We start from the raw sequence: 19,761 nt of genomic DNA on the forward strand, positions 1-19,761 counted from the left end.
TTTATAATCTATATCATTACTACCTTGTCATTATGTCTGCAAAGATAAATAAAACAACGTTTTTTTGCAAAGCCAATTCTTTAAAATGGCAGTTTTTTTATATAAAACTGAAATTTTAATATATTTTTGCAATCGTCTTTGGGCATTCTACGACAAAGTAGCTTTTTGTTACTTTTCTGCGGCTTTTTGATACTGTTTCATCAACCATTCCTTCTGTTCCGGAATTGTCATCTCACTGTTGTCGAGTGTGATGGCATCATCAGCCTTGCGCAAAGGAGAAGTCTCACGATGGGTGTCAATATAGTCACGCTCCTCTACGTTTTTCAGAATAGCCTCGAAGTCGGCAGGCATTCCTTTCTCCTTGAGCTCATCGAAACGGCGCTGTGCTCTTACCTGAGAGCTTGCCGTAACGAAGATCTTCAGTTCTGCGTTAGGGAAAACGGTGGTACCGATGTCACGGCCATCCATTACGATGCCCTTGTCTTCGCCCATCTTCTGCTGCTGGGCTACCAATGCCTCTCTTACGAATGGGATGGCTGCCACAGGACTTACGTGATTGGAAACCTCCAGCGAGCGGATCTCCTTTTCTACCAACTCACCGTTGAGGTAGCAGTCAGGGCGACCGGTTTCGGCATTGAACTTGAAGGAGATGTGGATGTTTGGCATCTCAGCCTCTAACTCTGCTACCTTTACCTTGCCATCCTCATCGAAGAGCTGGTGGCGCAGGGCGTAGAGCGTAACTGAGCGATACATGGCACCTGTATCTACATACACATATCCGATTTCCTTGGCAAGATCCTTTGCCATGGTACTCTTTCCACAAGAAGAGTAACCGTCAATTGCTATTGTAATCTTCTTCATGTCTTTAAATCTGAAAAGTTTATCTGTTCTATAAATCTGTATTCTATAATCCGTATTCTATAATCTGTAGTCGATATTCAGCAGCAGACTATTGCTGCTGACATGGTATTTGCCGTAGGCGATGTTGAGATGGAAGCGCTCCAGATTGATACCGCCACCCAACGACCATCCGGCTCCATGGCTGCTGGTCTCATCTTCTCCGTTTACGATTTTCATCTCATCGTGGCGCCGGAAATTGTAGCCGGCTCCCACCCAGAGGCTTTCGCTCAAAAGCAGATCGACACCTAATACCGCATGGTTTCTGAGTCCCTTATCCCAATGGTTCAGATTCACCAAGGTGGCTGAAACGCGGAAGGGAGTATTGATGAAGTGCTTGCTGACACCCACCTGTAGGTCGATCGGCATCTTCTCGTATTCTTCATCATAAGCCTTGAGCTGTCCACCCAGGTTTTTGGCTACTGCGGAAACCGACCACTCTTCTTCCGAATCGTAGTAGTTGAGTCCCAGATCCACTCCCATGGCGATGGAGTTGTAATCACCGATATACGAGGTGATGAATTTGGCGGTGATGCCACCCACGATGCGTTCGCTGAGCAGGTAGGAGAAAGTACCCGCCAGGCAGATATCCTTAGCCGAAAATTCACCCATCTGGATGTTGTTCTCATCGGTCTGCTTCATCTTGCCATAATCCACATACTGCGCCGATACCGCCCACGAAGCCTTCTCTCCGGCGATGCGGTTGAATGAAGCTGATGCCATATTCACCCCCTTCATATAGTTCATGTAGTTGAAGTTGAGGGTACGGTCGTTCACCGACGCCAGCAGGGCTGGGTTATGGAAAGCAAGTGCCGCATCATCTTCTATCAAGGTGATGTTATCGCCTCCCAAGGCGGCAGCATGGGCACTGACGGGGAGTCGGAGGAAGTTATACCCCGTCTGACTCTCTTGAGCCCCCATTTTTGTCGCGAAAAGCGTCAATATAATGGAAAAAACAACTTTTTTCATTTAAAATATCTAATTCTTTGGCAAAGATACGGCTTTTTTGAGAAATAAGACGTAAATTTGCAATGTTTTCGTAGAAAATAACGAAAGAGAATGTAAAATATTGCAGTTTGGCCCCCAAAAACGGGTGAACAAGTCTGCAAATAGTAGATAATAGATATTGTGGAAATAAAGAAATCAGATCGTGCACAGTTGGAGGACAAGCGGGTAACCTTTTTCCTGCTGGGACTCCTTATTGCCTTTACGCTTCTTTTTGTAGGATTGCAATATTCCAGAAATCCGCAGGGAGATGACGACTGGGCAGAGAACTTTGAGGATCTTTCGCAAGATATGGAAATGTCAACTCCGCCCGATCAGAAAGATATGGTGAGTGCGGAGGCTATGGCGAAGGCACCTGCCTCGCAGGCTATCACCCAGGAGGTGAAACCTACCGAGCAGCAAATGGTCAGGAAGACTCCGGAAAAGATCAGCACGACTACCAGTGAACTGGTAATCGGTGATGGTTCGGGTGTAGTTGAAGGGGCTGACGTGAAGGAGGCGGCTCCTGAGACGGCAGTGGATCCGGCAGATACACAGGCTGAGGCTCCTATCAAGTTTACCGTGGTGCAGAAGATTCCGGAGTTTCCGGGAGGCTGGTCGGCATTTATGCAATGGCTCACCAAGAACCTGAAGTATCCGCAGGTGGCGCAGAACAACAAGGTACAGGGCACGGTGGTGGTAACCTTCATCGTGAACAAGGATGGAAGCATCGCCAATACCAAGGTAAGTACCTCGGTGGATGCTGCCCTTGATGCTGAAGCGCTCCGCGTGATGAAGATGATGCCCAAATGGAAACCGGGTATGGACAAGAACAAGGTGTGCCGTACTATGATTGCCGTTCCGGTGGTATTCAAGTTATAAAAGACAAGTTATAAATCAGATATTATAAATTAGAAATATGATAGATATGAAGACATCAGAAGAATTATTGGTAATGGTGAATGATTTCCTGGCAAATCTCCCATACAATCGTAAACCATTGTCGCTTTACGAACCGGTGAAGTACGTACTCTCTTTAGGTGGAAAGCGTATTCGCCCTGTTTTAATGCTCTTGGGATACAATCTCTTCAAGAATGATCCTGAGAAGATTCTGATGAATGCGATAGCTCTTGAGACTTATCACAACTATACGCTCTTGCACGACGACCTGATGGATAATGCTGACCTCCGTCGTGGTCATGAGACCGTACACAAGAAGTGGGATGCCAATACTGCTATCCTCTCTGGTGACAGTATGCTGGTGTTGGCTTACGAGAGAATGGCACAGTGCGACAATCAGCATCTTGCCAAGGTGATGAAGCTCTTTACTACTACAGCCCTTGAGATTGGAGAGGGACAGCAGTATGATATGGAGTTTGAGAACCGCAATGATGTGAAGGAAGAGGAGTATATCGAGATGATTCGCCTCAAGACCAGTGTGCTTCTGGCTTGTGCCCTAAAGATTGGTGCCATCCTGGCTGATGCTTCTGCTGAGGATGCTGACAATCTCTATAAGTTTGGCGAGCAGATTGGCTTGGCTTTCCAGCTGCAGGATGATTTCCTCGATGTATATGGTGATTCCAAGGTGTTCGGTAAGGCTATTGGTGGTGATATCACTTCCAACAAGAAGACTTTCATGCTCATCAATGCCTTCAACCATGCCAACGATGCCCAGCGTGCAGAACTCCAGAAATGGGTGGATGCCAAGGAATTCGACCGCAATGAGAAGGTGGCTGCTGTTACCCGTCTCTATAACGAGATCGGTATCGACAAGATGGCACAGGATAAGATTGTCTATTACTTCGAGCAGAGCAAGAAGTATCTTGATGCTGTGAATGTGCCTGCTGAGCGCAAGGAAGAATTGGCGAAGTATGCACAGAAAATGATGAAGCGCCAGTACTAATCATCAAGTTTAAAGTTCAAAGTTCAATGTTCAAAGTAATAGATACGCATACTCATCTCGATGCAGAAGAGTTTGATGAGGATAGAGCGGAAGCCTTCGCTCGTGCCAGGGATGCGGGGGTAGGCAAGGTGTTCTTGCCTGCCATCGACGTGAAGACCACGCACGCTGTCCTGGCATTGAGTCGGGAATATCCGGGTTATGCCTATCCGATGATCGGTTTGCATCCTGAAGAGGTGAAGGCTGACTGGAAGGATCAGCTGGCTGAACTCAGGAAGATGCAGATTTCCGATTTCATAGCCATTGGCGAAATCGGACTGGATTATTACTGGAGCCGTGAGTTCGAGCAGGAGCAGTTGGAGGCATTCGAGGAACAGGTGAAATGGTCGGTAGAAACCCGTCTCCCCCTGATGATTCATTGCCGCAAGGCACAGAACGAGATGGTGCACTTGCTTCGTCAATATCAGAAAGACCTGCCTGGTGGCGTGTTCCACTGCTTCACGGGCAATCAGAAGGAGGCTGAAGAGCTTCTCTCTTTCGATAACTTCGTGTTGGGTATCGGCGGTGTTTCTACTTTCAAGAGCAGTCATCTCAGAGAAGACCTTCCAGCTGCGGTTCCGATGAATCGCATCATCCTGGAGACCGACAGTCCTTATATGGCTCCCGTTCCATATCGTGGCAAGCGCAATGAAAGCGCTTTCGTGATAGAAGTGCTCAAGACTCTGGCAAAAGCCTACGGAGTGAGTGAGGAGGAATTCGCAGAACAGACGAATAAGAATGTAGAAAGCGTCTTTCAGCTGAATTAAATCAGGAAAGCGTCTTTCCCCTATGAAATAATAAAAATTATAAGCTTAATATTAAAACCAAACGATTCATTATGACTAGAAAAGTGATTTTGGCTGCTATGTTGATGGCAGCATTTGCACAGGGCACTCAGGCACAAGACCTGAGCGGCCAGCGTTCTGAAAAGCAGGACGTGCACATGATTCCTGGTAAGAAACTGGATCATCACGGACTCATCGTGAGTCCTACACCACATCTCCTGAATGTGGATGCTGCTAACCGACTCGACCTGCAGAAGGGTGTCAAGGTGATTGACAAGAAAGGTAAGTTTGCTGATGATGTGAAGTTCCTGACCGCTAACGCCAAGGGCATTCGCCTGACCATCGATTTCGGTGAGAAGCTTGCTGCTAAAGCAGGAGTCAAGCCAGTATCGGGTGCTTACAGCCTGAAGGCTGATGCCAAAGGTATCCAGATTGTGGGATACGATGAGCGTGGTGCTTTCTATGGCTTGCAGACCTTGCGCCAGATTGTAAACAGCGAGATGGCTAAGGGCCAGATGCCTTATACCACTTGCAACGACTACCCTGATCTTCCAAACCGTGGTGTGGTAGAGGGCTTCTATGGTGAGCCTTGGTCTCATCAGGTGCGTCTTTCCCTCATCGATTATTATGGAAAGAACAAGATGAACACCTATCTCTATGGTCCAAAGGATGATCCTTATCACAGCTGCCCTAACTGGCGCTTGCCTTATCCGGAGAAAGAGGCTAAGAACATCAGCGAACTCGTACAGGCTTGCCGTCGCAACCGTGTAGATTTCGTATGGGCTATCCATCCTGGACAGGATATCAAGTGGAACGAGGAAGACTATCAGAACCTGGTTCACAAGCTTGACTTGATGTACGACCTCGGTGTACGTTCTTTCGCTATCTTCTTTGATGATATTTCCGGCGAGGGTGCCAACCCAGTGAAGCAGTCAGAACTCTTGAACCGCTTGGCTAAGGAGTTTGTGAAGGCTAAGGGTGATGTTACACCGCTCGTGATGTGTCCTACCGATTATACCCGTCTCTGGGCGAATCCAAAACCAACCGGTTCTTTGGCTATCTTCGGTAACACCCTCGATCCATCCATCAATGTATTCTGGACAGGTGATGTGGTATGTAGTGACTTGACCCGCGAGACGCTTGACTGGGTGAACTCCCGTATCAAGCGCCCTGCTTACTACTGGTGGAACTTCCCAGTTACTGATTATGCACGCCATATCATCATGCAGGGTCCTACCTACGGTTTGCAGACCGACCTGACCAACAAGGATCTCTGTGGTTTCGTGAGCAACCCAATGGAGCATGGTGAGGCTTCCAAGCTGGCTCTCTACGGTGTAGCTGACTATGCATGGAATATCGCCAACTATAATCCGCTCGACAACTGGGAGCGTGGTTTGGTAGATCTGACTCCAGAGGCACACGATGCTTATCGCACCTTCGCCATGCACTCATGCGATACAGAGACCGGTTATCGCCGTATCGAATCATGGGAAACCAAGAGCTTCCGCATCGACAACTTTACAGATGCTGAGTTCAATGCTTTGCAGAAGGAATTTGAAAAGGTGAAGAATGCACCTGCTCAGATGGAGGCAAACTGCAAGAATGCCTTGTTGATGAAGGAACTCCGTCCTTGGTTGACCGAGTTTGGCAAATTGGGTAACCGTGGTCTGAAGACCATGCAGCTCATCAAGGAGTACAAGGCTGGTAATGACCAGGCATTCTGGGATGGCTATGTAAACAACCGTATGAGCAAGGAAGATGTGGCTGCTTACGAGAAGCATAAGTCTGGAACCATGGTATTGCAGCCATTCTATGAGCAGTCTATGGATGATATGGCTTCTGGCTTCTTCAAGAAGTTGACTGGCAAGGTGCCTGCTTTCTATAAGGGTATCGGTACTTATGCCACCTTGAGAACTACCCAGAGCAAGGCAATGTTTGACAACGATTCTACTACCTATTATACATCAGGTAATGGTCAGAACACTGGCGATTGGATTGGTGCTGACTTAGGTTGTGTTCGTCCTGTTTCTGAGGTCAGAATCCTTCAGGGCCGTAACTCTGTAGATGATGTGGATTACTTCGACAATACAGTACTGGAGTATTCTCTTGACAAGAAGGAGTGGAAGGCGCTGACCGGTGAGTTGAAGAAGCAGTATGTCATCAACTGGAAGACCGATTCTCCTGTTGAGGCTCGTTATATCCGCATCAAGAAGTTGAAGTCTGACAAGCGCAACTGGGCTGCAGTCCGTACTTTCGAGGTGAACCCAACTACTCCAGAGCGTTTGAGCTTCCCTGTTGAGGCAGGCAATCTGCAGGCAGCGATGTATGGTTTCGATGAGAACCCTTGCACCTCATTCACCAACGAGGGCACCCTTACCATGGGTGTAGAAAAGAATGTAAAGGGTTACACCCTGCTGTTGAAGTTGGCTCCAGGCAAATCATTGGTTTGTCGTCAGTTGAATGCCAAGGGCAAGGTATTGGCAACCACCAGCATCGATCAGTCATTCTGCAAGATAGAATTGGTGAAGAAGGCTGCCAAGCTTCAGCTGGATGGTTCTGCCGAAATCTTCGAGATTATTCCTGAAAAGTAAAGGACAGAACTTTTGCAAGTGGGGAAGTCCGCTAGGACGCCATACTCTAGGCAGGGGATAACTAGTTCTTTATTCCCGCTAGGCGTCTCGCCGGATTTGCAATCCGGCGTTAAAAAATGTCCTAACCTATTTAGCCTCTGCGGATTTGCAATCCGAAGCAAAGGAGTATGCTTTTCCTTTTGTTGGGGGATTACAAATCCCCCGGTTTTAATAGGTCGAACCTTTTTTACGGCGGATTGCAAATCCGCCGGGACGCCTAGCGGGCTTGTACTCTTGGAGACGCCATACGCCCTGAAAGGGCAAAAGCTTTAAAATAGATGCTTTTGTCCTTTCAGGGCGCTTGTTTTATACGTTCTCTAGTTAAAGAAATGTAAAAAGCAAACGAATATGTGGATTTTCGAATAAAAAGTGATAATTTTGTACTTCGAAACTGGAAAGGTGCTCGAGTGGCTGAAGAGGCACGCCTGGAAAGCGTGTATTCCCCTAAAGGGAATCGGGGGTTCGAATCCCCCTCTTTCCGCTTTTTTATATATATAATAAGGTATATATGATTATGAAGAAAAATACAGCTATTGCGCGTTTCGCAATATTCATTTTCACAGTAATGTGTTCTCTGCCTGTCATGGCACAAGACGAGAATATCGGATTTCATCAAGCTCTTAAGACGAAGTTCATAGAGGGTAATGCCGGCTTTATGTCGCTCGTTGCCATCGCTCTCATTGTGGGTCTGGCTTTCTGTATTGAGCGCATTATCTATCTCAGTCTTTCTGAAATCAATGCCAAGAAACTGATGCAGGATATCGACCAGAAGGTAGAGGCTGGGGATGTGGAAGGTGCCAAGGAACTTTGCCGCAATACCCGTGGACCTGTAGCTTCTATCTGCTATCAGGGATTGATGCATATGGATGAGCATCTTGATGATATCGAGCGCTCGGTAAGTGGATATGGTACCGTGCAGGCTGCCAACCTGGAAAAAGGATGCTCCTGGATCAAGCTCTTCATCGCCATGGCTCCTTCCCTCGGATTCCTGGGTACGGTGATTGGTATGGTGATGGCTTTCGACCAGATTCAGCAGGCGGGAGATATCAGTCCTACCATCGTGGCTTCGGGTATGAAGGTGGCGCTGATTACTACCATCTTCGGTATCATTGTTGCCTTGATTCTGATGGTGTTCTATAACTATATCCTTTCCAAGGTAGAACATCTGACCAGTCAGATGGAAGAATCGGCTGTAACTTTAATGGATATTATCGCCAAGAATAAGTGAAGAGTGAAGAACGAAGAGTGAAAAAATCATCGGCTTTACTAATCATAAAGTTCAAAGTTGAAAGTTCAAAGTTGAAAGTTCCATGTTGAAAGTTCAAAGTTCAAAGTTCAAAGTTCAATGTAACAAGTCTGCCGAACAGATATCTCAGAAGGTTTTCCGTATGATGATAGGTTTGGCTGTGCTGGTTTTCGGTCTGTTCTATCTGATAGGCTATGATTTGCCTTTCGATGAGAACCCCGACTTCAATGCCCCTCTTTTTACCGATGTGCTCATCTTCCTGATGTGGCTTTTCCTGATAGGAGGAATAGGCTTGGCGGTCTATTCGATGGTGAAGGATTACCGGAGCAGCAAGTCGGAAGCTGTGGTGAATGGTGTGCCGGTGCGTCGTATCTTCCGCATTACCTGGCTTACCTTGCTGGCAGTTCTGATTCTTACCTTCCTCTTGGGAGGTTCCGCCCCGATGCTCATCAACGGCGAAAACTACGCCGACTGGTTGTGGCTGAAACTTTCTGATATGTTTGTCATCACCTCGCTGCTGATGTTGCTGGCAGGCATTGGAGCCGTTTGCTTCGGTGCCACCCGATATATCCGAAAGAAGCAGTAACTGCCTGTAATTATCAATCAAAAAAATAGTTAGTATCATATCATAAAGCAATGCTGATAAGAAGGAATCGTAACGAAACTCCGGGATTGAATACCACCTCAACAGCCGACATCTCGTTTATGCTGCTGATATTCTTCCTTGTAACCACATCCATGGATGTGGATAAGGGATTGTTGCGCCAGCTTCCTTCGCCTGAACCTCAGAAGAAGGAACAGCAGGAATCGGTAGTGGATAAGAACAGTCTGATGGCGATTCATCTTACGGCTGGAGATACGCTGCTGGTGAACAACCAGCCGATGAAGCTGGAAGACCTGAAGCTGGAAACCGTCCGCTTGGTACATCGCCTGGGTAAGAAGCATCTGATTTCCATTGAGAGCGACCGTGATGCCAACTACAACCTCTATTTCCAGATGCAGAATGAGTTGATGGAAGCCTATGCGCAACTTCGCAATGAGGCAGCCCAGAAAAAATATCATAGAGACTATGCGCTTTTGAGCAATGATCAGAAGGAGCAGGTGCGTAAGCTCTGTCCTCAGCGCATTACGGAGTCGTATGCCAATGCGATGACTCATGAAGACAAGAGTGTAGATGCTGATGCGGAAGAGAAACAGGAAACCCAGTCAACCCAGGAGAAAGGAGGCGCCAAATGATGAATTTTCGTAAAAAATCACATTCGGTTCCGGAATTGAATACGTCATCTTTGCCGGATCTGATTTTCTCGGTACTCTTTTTCTTTATGATCGTTACCCACATGCGACAGGTTACCTTGAAGGTGGAATGCCGTATGCCGGAAGGAAAGAATCTCACACGCCTGACCAAGAAGTCGGCTGTAAGTCATATTTATATAGGAAAGCCAACCAAGGATTTGCAGGGCAAATACGGCTCAGGTACTCAGATACAGATGAATGACAAGTTTGCCAGTGCTTCTGATGTGCAGGATTATATCTCAGCCGAGAAGAAGCGGATGTCGCCTGAAGACCAGAAACTGATGACCGTTTCCATCAAGGCAGACCAGGACACCAAGATGGGAGTGATTACCGATGTGAAGCAGGCGCTGCGCCAGGCAAAAGCACTGAAAATAAGCTATTCTGCTGTTGAAAATAGGAAATAATATGCTCTAAAAGGAAAAATAATATTAATTTATTATTTTTTTTATTAGAAAAGTTGCTTTTTCTAAAGAAAAGTGCTACCTTTGCAGGCAAATAATAATTAATTATGGCAAAACAAGTATTAGATTCATTAGATAGGCATATTCTGAAGCTGATTTCTCAGGATGCCCGAATTCCATTTCTGGAAGTAGCACGTGCTTGTAATGTAAGCGGTGCTGCCATTCATCAGCGTGTAGCTAAACTCACTAACCTTGGCATTATTAAAGGCTCTCAATTTGTTATCGATCCAGAGAAGATTGGTTACGAAACCTGTGCATATATGGGACTGTTCCTCAAGGAACCTGAGAAGTTTGATCAGGTGGTTGAAGAACTCAAGAAGATTCCTGAGGTAGTAGAGTGTCATTATACTACGGGCGGTTTTGATATGTTCATCAAGATTTATGCAGTCAACAACCACCACCTCCTGGAGATTATCCATGATAAGTTGCAGCCATTAGGTCTTTCCAGAAGCGAGACCATCATCTCCTTCAATGCAGCCATCGACCGTCAGCTTTCTCTGAAGGATATTCAGCAGGTTGCTGATGAGGATGATGAGACAACAGAAGAATAGGAATTTATTCAACCGTACTGGTCGAATTTATTTTCTGATATAGGTGAGGAATGAGAACGACAATCCGTTTTCATTCCTCATTTCTTTTTCCGTCACTTCCCAGGCAGAACTGTCGATGGCAGGGAAGAAGGTATCTGCCTGTTCCGGCTCCTTATCTACGATGGTGAGATAGAGTTTCCGGGCAGCAGGAAGAGCCTGGCGATAGATGCTTTCTCCGCCAATGATGAAGATTTCTTCCGGGCTGGTTATTCCTGTATCTTCCTTTGGGGCAGACAAGGTATCGCCTTGCGCAGCCCTGAGTGCTTCTTCCAGGGTAGGATATACTTCGCCCCCATCTATCTCTTTCTGACTTTTAGAGACAACGATGTTGCGGCGATGTGGAAGAGCACCGTTAGGGAGAGAATCAAATGTCTTTCTGCCCATGATGATGGTATGCCCCGTGGTAAGTTCACGGAAGCGGACCATATCGGATGGTAAATGATAGAGCAATCGGTTCTGGTAGCCGATTGCTCTATTATCTTTAGAGATACAAGCGATGATGCTGAGCATATTCATTCCTGATGATTGGTTCTTCTTGATGAATTCTTATCTTGTTTCTTGATACTTATTTCTTGCTGATAACACAGGGTTCTTCCGGCACGTGGCTGCTCTTGATTTTCCACTCTTGTGGATAGAGGTTGTTGGCACGGTTACCGATGTTCTTCTCCCAGCCTAGAGGCATCTGCTGATAGGTAACGAGCACGTAGCCTTTGGGGGTGTCTGCAGGAAGATTCACAGCCTCTTTGCGCAGGTAGCGGATGGCATCCTCGTAGGAGAGTTCTACCTGTGGGAAAACCTCAGTGTTGAGTTCGGTGGAGAGTGCCAGACTCTGGTCGGGAATGATGTCTTTGCCCTTGGTTGTTCCCAGTTTGATGCCGGCATGTATCACCTTCAGGTTTCTGGCAGCATCCTCATAGATGGCTTTCCATCGGCTTGGGATGGCATAGAAGTTATCGTCTTCGGTTATCGTTTCATAGTCGGAAGACTTCAGCCAGTCTGTTGGAACCTGCTGACTCTTTCCCTTGTTTCCTCTGTTCTTTCCTTTATCCTTGTTCTTGTCTTTCTTCTTCTTTTTATCCTCCTTCTCCATTTCCGGTTCTCCCTCTTTTCTGAGTACAGCGAGGAAGATGCCTTCTCCGCGGGTCTTGCCTGGAAGAAAACGATAGACAGGGATGTCTGTGCCTATGAGATTGCCCGTGATATTCCATGCTTCATCGATATCGTTGAGTGCAATAGCATCAGCCCCCAGCTCCTCACAGATCCAGGCGATATTCTCTTCGTCTTCGTGGGCATTGAAGGTGCAGGTAGAGTAGATGAGGAGACCGCCGGGTTTCAGGCAGTTCCAGATATCGCTTACGATTTCGCGCTGCAGATGCCAGCAGTTGTCCACATTCTGCAGGCTCCATTCGCTGATGGCGCCATCATCCTTGCGGAACATACCTTCGCCGGAGCAGGGAACATCGGTGAGGATGACATCAAACTGAAGCTTCGACTTCTTGTAGTCGCGTGGATAGTTGTTGGTGACGATCATATCGGGATGACCGAACTTCTGGATATTCTCTGCAAGAATCTGCGAGCGGGTGCGCATCGGTTCGTTGCTGAAAAGAAGACTCCCTTCCGGCAGGGCAGCACGTACGGCGGTAGATTTTCCACCTGGAGCCGCACAGAGATCGAGCATCATCACAGGTTCGTGAACGAGTTGTCGGATTACCAGATCCACGAACATGGAAGAAGCCTCCTGTACGTAATACTTTCCGGCATGGAGCCAGGGATCGAAGGTGAAGTTAGGACGGGTGGAGAGATAGCGACCGGTGGAAGGGCACCATGGAATCGGTTCGCCCGCAGCATCTTCTCCCTCCTTGCATTTGAAAGGATTGAGACGGATACTGGTAGGTGCTTCTCCCTCGGTGATGCCCTGTTTCAGTTGCTGGAACAGTTCATCGCCCATCAACTCTTGGGTATATTGGATGAAATCTTCTGGTAATGTCTTCATTTTATGCCTTTATTCTTGATTTTGTTTGCAAAAATAAGAAAAATTTTGTTTCTTTGCAACTAATTTCCCAAGAGATGCGTCTAAGACATAGAAAAAATAATAAATAACAAGGTAAAACTATAAAAATATTGTTAGATATGAAGAAAGCGATATTAACATTGGCGCTCATCATGAGCATCGGAGCTACCCAGGTGTCTCTGGCATCTTCTGCTCCAAAACATCGTTATCATCCAACTACCCAACAGGTGGATAAGCAGGCTTCTCCTGCCGCAGCAAAGCAGGAAGATAAGCAGGCTGCTGCCGGGCAGGCATCCGCAGCTCAGGATGATGAGGCTATTGCTGCCTATTCTGATACAACCGCAACGGATACTTCCGACTATGCTGATGTAGATGACAATGACAACCGTGCTTATCATTCCAAGTATAGTCTCGGCAACTATGATGATCCTTTCGATTTCATCGGTTCGGTATTTGGTGGCGGAGCGCTGTCGGTTATCATCATCTTCTGTATCATCTTCGGTCTGCTGTTTGTCTTTGCTCCGCTGATCATCGTGTTCCTGGTTATCAGATATCTGATTCGCCGCCACAACGACCGGATGAAGTTGGCGGAGATGGCGATGGAGAAGGGCATCAATGTTCCGGAAAGCGACCGTCCGATAGACAAGCAGAGCGATGAATATCTGGTGAAGCGAGGATTGAGAAATGCCTTCCTGGGAGCAGGCTTGTGCGCCATGTTCGCTTGGTGGGAAGCTGACTTCCTGGCTGGTATCGGAGCCCTGGTCTTCTTCTATGGATTGGGACAGACCCTGATAGGTTCGCTTCCAGCCATCAAGGATTGGTGGAAAAACCGCCATGGCGATCAGGGCACGGGGTATAATGGAACTCCGGTATAAAAATCAAACAACAATTATTAGTTAATATATAGTGGAAAAGTTATCCGATATTTCTCTCGTCACGAAGGTGGTGATGCTTCACGACCGCAAGTCGTTCGACTTGCTGGTCAAGAAGTATCAATCACCTATTCGTGGGTTCTTCCTACGGCAGACGCTGGGGGATGCGCAGCTGAGTGACGACTTGGCGCAGGATACCTTTGTGAAGGCTTATACACATCTGTCGGGGTTCAGGGGTACAGCCAGCTTCTCCACTTGGCTTTATCGTATTGCCTATAATGTGTGGTATGATTATACCCGCAGTCATAAGGAAACACAGGATATTGATACGCCGGCTGTTACCCGACAGAATGCGCAGGGGGTGAATGCCGGACTGAAGATGGATTTGCTCAATGCCCTACGGATATTGAGCGATAACGAACGGACGTGCATCACGCTGCAGCTGATGGATGGTCTTTCTATAGATAAGATAGCAGAAGTGACGGGAATGGCGCAAGGCACCATCAAGTCGCATCTCTCTCGTGGAAAACAGAAACTTGCAAGTTACTTAAAGCATAATGGTTATGACCGATAAAATGATAGATAATAGAAATGGTATGGAGCTTGAACCGCTGAGCGCCACGGACAATCAGCTCCTTCAGGCTTTCTTTGCCGATAACAGGATGAAGGAGATTCCGGATGATGGATTCTCTGATAGGGTGATGCAGGCATTGCCGAGTCTTGATCCGGAAAAGACCGTGCTGGCTCTTGAGCAGGAAAAGGCTTTGGCTAAGCGTCGCCGATTGGAACATCTGTGGACGGCTGCCTGTGTGGCTGTCGGCGTAGTTGCTGCTGTGGTTTGTCAGGGATGGGAGCAGATACAGGGTTGGCTCTTCTCAATGAAGATAGATTTCCTGCTGACCGGTTCACGTGCCCTTACCCATTTGGCTGATGCTATCCCCCAGACGCAGAATCTCCTGATGATGCTGGCAGGCATCGTAGTACTCGTGATGGTCTGGGGATACAATGAGCTGGCGGATGCCAGATGATAGGAACATATTAGATTACAGGTGATAGGTTGTTCCTATTTATTGAATCATCAATCGATAAGATAAGAAAAAACTCTTTCTGCTAGTAGAAGAATGGTCTTCTGCTAATAGAAAGAGTTTTTTTATAGGGATGAAAGTTATGTTCAAAGCTTTTGAACCTATGTTCAGCAGTGTTGAACTTATATTCAGCAGTGCTGAACTTAAGTTCAACACTGCTGAACATAGATTATGCCTAGGAGAAAATACTTTTATTCCCTATCAAAGTTGATTTTATATCCGTAGCCTTCGGATTCTTTCTCTTGTCTTGGCTTTGACTTTGGCGGGTTCTGCAGGTTACCATCGTGGTCGAACATCTTATAGGTGGTACGAAGAACAGTAAACTCGGTACGGCGGTTCAGCTGGTTGCATATTTCCTGATGCTCCCTGGGCTGCTTGAGGATGAAATCCTGGGTGAGCACATCGTCTTCCTTCAGCCAAGGATATTTCTCCGTGAGCTTCCTGCGGATTGTCTTCGGGCGTTCCTTGCCATATCCCACAGGGGTAAGGCGCTCTTTTTCGATGCCGTGAGCTATGAGGTAATCTACTACCGACTGGGCTCGGCGCTGAGACAATCGTTTGTTGTACTCGCTGTTGCCTTTGTAATCGCAATGGGCACTCAGTTCGATGGTTACGTGGGAATTCTCTTTCAGTAAGGCTACGAGCTTATCCAGAGCCTGGGTGCTGGCTGGCGTCAGGGTAGCTTTGTCAAAATCATAGAAGATGTTGTCGATGAGTACTGGGGCTGAGATGGAAGCCAGAGGGAACTGGAGTACATACTCCTTGCTCTCCTTTGCCGAATCTATCCGCAACTCCTCCTTGTGGTTGAGGAATCCCTTGCAGGTAGCCATCACAAGATAATCTACCTTAGGATGGATAGGCATTGTGAAGGAACCGTCACTCTTGACCGGTAGTTTCTTGTAGGTGCCATCGTTGCCTACTACCATTACCTGGGCGGCAGGAAGTTCGTAGCCGTCTTTTTCGTAAACCCATCCCTTCATCGTGGTGACAATCTCCGGATTTTCGAAAGAATAGATATGATCGTAGCCGCGGCCATCCTTTCTGTTGGAAGAGAAGAAGCCACGGTTGTGCAGTCCCTCGAAGGTCATTCCGAAATCATCTGCTTCTGAATTGAGGGGATAGCCGGGGTGCTCTATCTTATACTGCCGGGTCTTTTCGTCTGTTCGGGCGATGTAGATGTCGAGACCGCCCATTCCGATATGACCGTTACTGCTGAAATAAAGGTCGCCATTGGGACGGAAGGTAGGGAACATCTCGTCGCCCGGAGTATTGATGGGGGCACCGAGGTTTTCCACCCCTCCCAGACCTGAAGGAGTGAGGCGCACACGCCAGATATCGTAACCGCCCATTCCGCCAGGCATATCGGAAACGAAATAGAGCCATTCGCCGTCAGGACTGATGGCAGGGTGGGCGTAGGTACTCAAGGTATCCTGGGTGATTTCCAGCTTCTGAACCTTTCCCCAGGCAGCATCCGAACGGGAAGAGGTGACGATCTGGGCAAATCGGGGAGAGGCTGGATCGGTGACGCATTGGGTGAGATACATCTCCTTGCCATCGGGAGTGAAGCAGCAGGCTCCCTCATCATAGTCGGTATTCAGACCGGAGGCGATGGCTTCCGGTCTGCTCCATTTTCCCTTGTCGTCTTTTTCTGAATAGAAGATATCGCCAGCCTTGGTTCCAGTGATTCCGCTGAGTTCATCTCCCTGTGCGTCGTTGCGGGTGGAGGTGAAGTAGATCTGTTCGTATTCATCGCCCAGGAGCATCGGTGAATAATCGGCTCTTCGGGAGGTGAAGACATCCATCTTCTTTACCTGATATCTGCTTCCGGCTTTTTTCCAGCCGGGAGCCATCTGGGCAGATTTCAATCCGTTCTGGGCTAGGATATTGTCGGGCATGGAATCCACGAGGATTCTGAATTCCTTTTCTGCCTGCTTGTATTCACCGTTTTTCAGGAGCAGACGGGCGTAAGCCAGACGGTCATCGAGTGAAGCCTGGTTATAGCGGATGGCATTGCGGTAAGCATTCACAGCCTTGGGGGTAGCATTGATCTTGTTGTAGCAGCGTGCCATTTTCAAGGCTAGCTTTCCCCGGTTTTCACGCTCCTTGGGAGGCGTCTTGGTGTAGGCTTGCTTGAATTGGTCGGCAGCATCATAGTATTCGCCTAAAGAAAGGAACTTTTCTCCCTTCTTCAGGTTTTTGTCAATGCCGCAGCTTATCAGAAGGAGGCAGCAAAAGGCTGTTATGATTTGGTAATATCTAATCTGCTTCATACTGGAACAACTTAATTATTTTACTGAACTTTCGCAAGCAACTCTCCCACACGCCCTGAAAGGGCAGAAGCTCCTAGCCAGGGCAACGCCCTGGGGATAGTAGCAGTCAGCAAGGCGCCCTGTGAGGGCAAAAGCCTTATAAATTGCCTCGTTCTTTGAAGCTTTTGCCCTTACAGGGCGACAGGTTTGCGTCCATAATGACCCAGGGCGTTGCCCTGGGCTAGGAGCTTCTGCCCTTTCAGGGCGTGTGGAGCTTATATGCGAAACTTGAGTTATATCTTATTACATCTGCGAGAATGGCTGGCGGTATTGGCAGCCAGATTTCCAGTTGCTGCATCCATAGGCGGTCTTGCCCTTGATGATGACGCCCTTGCCGCAGAGCGGACATGGCTTGCCTACCATTGGGTCGGCTGGAGCCTGAGTTGCAGAAACCGGCTGTGCTGCTGCATTCTGCGAACCTACATTTTGTGTCGTAGCTTCATCCTTTTTCTTGGCTGGCATCTTCTTTGTTTCAGCTTTCTTTGCCGCCGTTTTCTTCTTTTCCGGCTTTTTCTTCAGATCTTCCTCCGTCATGATGGTCACTCTTCGGCTGCTGTTATCCGATAATACATCGATGACTATCTGGTTGATCTGTTCTTTCAAACCATTGATGAACTCGGCAGGGTCGTAGGTCTTGTGCTCGATGTCTCGGAGCTTTTTCTCCCAGATACCGGTCAGCTCACAGCTCTTCAGGAGTTCCTCGTGGATGGTGTCGATGAGCTCGATACCTGTTGGAGTTGCCATCAGGTTCTTGCGCTGGCGGCGGATGTAGTGGCGCTTGAAGAGGGTTTCGATGATGCCGGCACGGGACGATGGACGGCCGATGCCGTTCTCCTTCAATGCCGCACGAAGTTCCTCGTCTTCCACGAATTTACCCGCTGTCTCCATCGCACGGAGCAGGGTTGCCTCGGTGTAATACTTAGGCGGCGTGGTCCATTTTTCCGTCAGGGTAGGCTGATGGTCGCCCGATTCGCCTTTCACGAAAGAAGGGAGGGTTCTTTCTTCTACCACTTCCTTCTTGGCACCGTTTCCGTTTCCGTCGCCTGCATTTCCGCCATCATTTCCGCTGGCATTATCTGCATCGTCGTCCTCTGCATTCTTCGCATCCTTGGCATAGACTACTCGCCAGCCCGGTTCCAGAATCTCCTTACCGCTCACCTTGAACTCTATCTTTTCCGGCTTTGGTCCGTCCTCGTTGATAACCTCGCCCAATACGGTGGTGGTAGAGAACTTACAATCCGGATAGAACACGCTGATGAATCGCTTGGCGATGAGATCATAGACATTCGCCTCCATATCGGTGAGTCCGGTTGGCGGAACTCCGGTTGGGATGATGGCGTGGTGATCGGTTACCTTGCTGTTATCGAAAACCTTCTTGCTCTTCGGCAACTTCTTGCCGGTGGCTGCGAGCTGCTGGATGAGCGGGAGGTATTTCTGCTGACTGGCTATCTTTGCCTGGCTCACACCATTCAGAATCTGCGGACATTTCGGATAGATATCGTCTGTGAGAAACTGGGTATCTACACGAGGATAAGTGGTATATTTCTTCTCGTAGAGACTCTGGATGAGCTTCAGCGTAATATCGGCTGAGTAGGCAAACTTCTTGTTGCAATCCACCTGCAGTGAGGTGAGGTCGTAGAGATGAGGGGGTGCCTCGTTTCCCTTCTTCTTGCTTACATCCGTAACGGTGAAGGGTTTGCCGGCGATGGTGCTGAAAGCCTTCTCGCCTTCCTCCTTGCTGGTAAACTTGCCGCTGGTAGCCGTAAACTGGGTGTCGCGATAGATGGTGGCGAGTACCCAGTAAGGCTCGGAAACGAAGTTGTCGATTTCCTTCTGGCGGTTTACGATAAGGGCTAGGGTAGGGGTCTGCACCCGGCCGATGCTGAGCACCTGTCGGTTCTGACCATATTTCAATGTATAAAGTCGGGTGGCGTTCATGCCGAGAATCCAGTCGCCGATGGCACGGGAAAGTCCGGCTAGATAGAGCGACTGATATTCCCCCTGGTCTTTCAGTTCCTGGAATCCCTGCTTGATGGCTTCATCGGTCATGGATGAAATCCACAGTCTCTTGACGGGGCATTTTGCCTGCGCCTTCTGCATCACCCATCTCTGGATGAGCTCTCCTTCCTGTCCGGCGTCACCGCAGTTGATGATGCTGTCGGCAGCCTGCATCAGTTTTTCGATGGTGGCAAACTGCTTCTTGATGCCTTCATCGTTGATGAGCTTGATGCCGAAGCGCTGTGGAATCATCGGCAAAGCCGAAAGGCTCCAATGTTTCCACATTGGAGTATAATCATCCGGTTCTTTCAGCTCACAAAGGTGGCCGAAAGTCCATGTTACTTGGTAACCATTACCTTCCATATAACCGTCGCGTGCCGTGGTAGCCCCGATGATTCGGGCGATATCCTTAGCCACACTCGGTTTCTCTGCTATACAAACTATCATGTTTTATTCTTATTTTCTGTTTGCAAAGGTACAATAAAATAATGAGATAGCCATCATTTCAGCTTCTTTTTCTCATGGCGGGGAATAAAATATTCCACAAAAAAGGTCGCCCTGAAAGAGCAAAAGCTTCTTGCATTCAAAGCTTTTGCCCTTTCAGGGCGACCTTGCTGATTGTTATCTAACCCAGGGCGCTGCCCTGGGCTAGGGGCTTCTG

General features: G+C 48.0%; 18 protein-coding genes and 1 tRNA gene. 13 read left to right on the forward strand and 6 right to left on the reverse strand.

Annotation, left to right across the window (positions count from 1 at the left end; all coding sequences use genetic code 11):
* Positions 1–168: 168 nt before the first annotated feature.
* On the reverse strand, positions 169–861 hold the full coding sequence (cmk, locus tag DW657_RS05005; RefSeq protein WP_118311635.1) for a (d)CMP kinase: 693 nt from the start codon (positions 859–861) through the stop codon (positions 169–171).
* Between the two features lie 57 nt (positions 862–918).
* Complete coding sequence (gene porQ / locus DW657_RS05010) at positions 919–1,866, reverse strand: type IX secretion system protein PorQ (RefSeq protein WP_118311636.1); 948 nt, start codon at positions 1,864–1,866, stop codon at positions 919–921.
* A 159-nt stretch (positions 1,867–2,025) separates the two neighbouring features.
* Here porQ and DW657_RS05015 point away from each other — a divergent pair, with 159 nt between their 5' ends.
* The 10 genes from DW657_RS05015 (at position 2,026) to DW657_RS05060 (ending at position 10,786) form a co-directional block, all read left to right on the forward strand.
* The gene (locus DW657_RS05015; protein ID WP_118311637.1) at positions 2,026–2,763 is read left to right on the forward strand and encodes an energy transducer TonB; all 738 of its coding nucleotides are present in this window, start codon (positions 2,026–2,028) and stop codon (positions 2,761–2,763) included.
* Positions 2,764–2,809: 46 nt separating this feature from the next.
* A complete protein-coding gene (locus DW657_RS05020) occupies positions 2,810–3,784 on the forward strand; it encodes a polyprenyl synthetase family protein (protein WP_118311668.1) in 975 nt (324 codons plus the stop codon).
* Between the two features lie 26 nt (positions 3,785–3,810).
* The gene (locus tag DW657_RS05025; RefSeq protein ID WP_118311638.1) at positions 3,811–4,587 is read left to right on the forward strand and encodes a TatD family hydrolase; all 777 of its coding nucleotides are present in this window, start codon (positions 3,811–3,813) and stop codon (positions 4,585–4,587) included.
* Positions 4,588–4,658: 71 nt separating this feature from the next.
* On the forward strand, positions 4,659–7,196 hold the full coding sequence (locus tag DW657_RS05030) for a beta-N-acetylglucosaminidase domain-containing protein (protein WP_118311639.1): 2,538 nt from the start codon (positions 4,659–4,661) through the stop codon (positions 7,194–7,196).
* Positions 7,197–7,628: 432 nt separating this feature from the next.
* Positions 7,629–7,716, forward strand: a tRNA-Ser gene (locus DW657_RS05035).
* A gap of 33 nt (positions 7,717–7,749) precedes the next feature.
* A complete protein-coding gene (locus DW657_RS05040) occupies positions 7,750–8,463 on the forward strand; it encodes a MotA/TolQ/ExbB proton channel family protein (RefSeq protein ID WP_117661418.1) in 714 nt (237 codons plus the stop codon).
* A 160-nt stretch (positions 8,464–8,623) separates the two neighbouring features.
* Complete coding sequence (locus DW657_RS05045; RefSeq protein ID WP_233546613.1) at positions 8,624–9,067, forward strand: hypothetical protein; 444 nt, start codon at positions 8,624–8,626, stop codon at positions 9,065–9,067.
* A 50-nt stretch (positions 9,068–9,117) separates the two neighbouring features.
* Positions 9,118–9,717 carry a biopolymer transporter ExbD gene (locus tag DW657_RS05050; RefSeq protein WP_118311641.1) on the forward strand — a complete coding sequence of 200 codons (600 nt, stop codon included), beginning with the start codon at positions 9,118–9,120 and terminating at the stop codon, positions 9,715–9,717.
* Entirely contained in the window at positions 9,714–10,178 is a 465-nt protein-coding gene (locus DW657_RS05055; RefSeq protein ID WP_118311642.1) for a biopolymer transporter ExbD, read from the forward strand. Before DW657_RS05050 ends, DW657_RS05055 begins: the two co-directional genes overlap by 4 nt.
* A gap of 104 nt (positions 10,179–10,282) precedes the next feature.
* On the forward strand, positions 10,283–10,786 hold the full coding sequence (locus DW657_RS05060; protein WP_117661284.1) for an Lrp/AsnC family transcriptional regulator: 504 nt from the start codon (positions 10,283–10,285) through the stop codon (positions 10,784–10,786).
* 27 nt (positions 10,787–10,813) lie between these two features.
* Here DW657_RS05060 and DW657_RS05065 read toward each other — a convergent pair whose 3' ends face one another.
* Positions 10,814–11,335 carry a dihydrofolate reductase gene (locus DW657_RS05065; RefSeq protein ID WP_118311669.1) on the reverse strand — a complete coding sequence of 174 codons (522 nt, stop codon included), beginning with the start codon at positions 11,333–11,335 and terminating at the stop codon, positions 10,814–10,816.
* A gap of 55 nt (positions 11,336–11,390) precedes the next feature.
* Positions 11,391–12,818, reverse strand: coding sequence for a hypothetical protein (locus tag DW657_RS05070; RefSeq protein WP_117661283.1), 1,428 nt, complete (start codon positions 12,816–12,818; stop codon positions 11,391–11,393).
* A 137-nt stretch (positions 12,819–12,955) separates the two neighbouring features.
* Here DW657_RS05070 and DW657_RS05075 point away from each other — a divergent pair, with 137 nt between their 5' ends.
* Genes DW657_RS05075 through DW657_RS05085 form a run of 3 tightly spaced genes read left to right on the forward strand, consistent with a single transcriptional unit; the run spans position 12,956 to position 14,736 of the window.
* Positions 12,956–13,711, forward strand: a complete 756-nt coding sequence (locus DW657_RS05075) for a DUF6249 domain-containing protein (RefSeq protein WP_117661282.1) — start codon at positions 12,956–12,958, stop codon at positions 13,709–13,711.
* Positions 13,712–13,742: 31 nt separating this feature from the next.
* Positions 13,743–14,282, forward strand: a complete 540-nt coding sequence (locus DW657_RS05080) for an RNA polymerase sigma factor (protein WP_118311644.1) — start codon at positions 13,743–13,745, stop codon at positions 14,280–14,282.
* Between the two features lies 1 nt (position 14,283).
* On the forward strand, positions 14,284–14,736 hold the full coding sequence (locus tag DW657_RS05085; RefSeq protein ID WP_158577316.1) for a DUF5056 domain-containing protein: 453 nt from the start codon (positions 14,284–14,286) through the stop codon (positions 14,734–14,736).
* A 248-nt stretch (positions 14,737–14,984) separates the two neighbouring features.
* Here DW657_RS05085 and DW657_RS05090 read toward each other — a convergent pair whose 3' ends face one another.
* Together DW657_RS05090 and DW657_RS05095 are read right to left on the reverse strand one after the other, a co-directional pair.
* Positions 14,985–17,063, reverse strand: coding sequence for an OmpA family protein (locus DW657_RS05090; protein WP_118311646.1), 2,079 nt, complete (start codon positions 17,061–17,063; stop codon positions 14,985–14,987).
* A gap of 282 nt (positions 17,064–17,345) precedes the next feature.
* Positions 17,346–19,547 (reverse strand): DNA topoisomerase 3, encoded by a 2,202-nt coding sequence (locus DW657_RS05095; protein ID WP_118311647.1) that lies wholly within the window; start codon positions 19,545–19,547, stop codon positions 17,346–17,348.
* Between the last annotated feature and the right edge of the window lie 214 nt (positions 19,548–19,761).

Origin of the sequence: Prevotella sp. AM23-5, assembly GCF_003473645.1 — a bacterium.
In the GTDB taxonomy this organism is placed as follows: domain Bacteria; phylum Bacteroidota; class Bacteroidia; order Bacteroidales; family Bacteroidaceae; genus Prevotella; species Prevotella copri_A.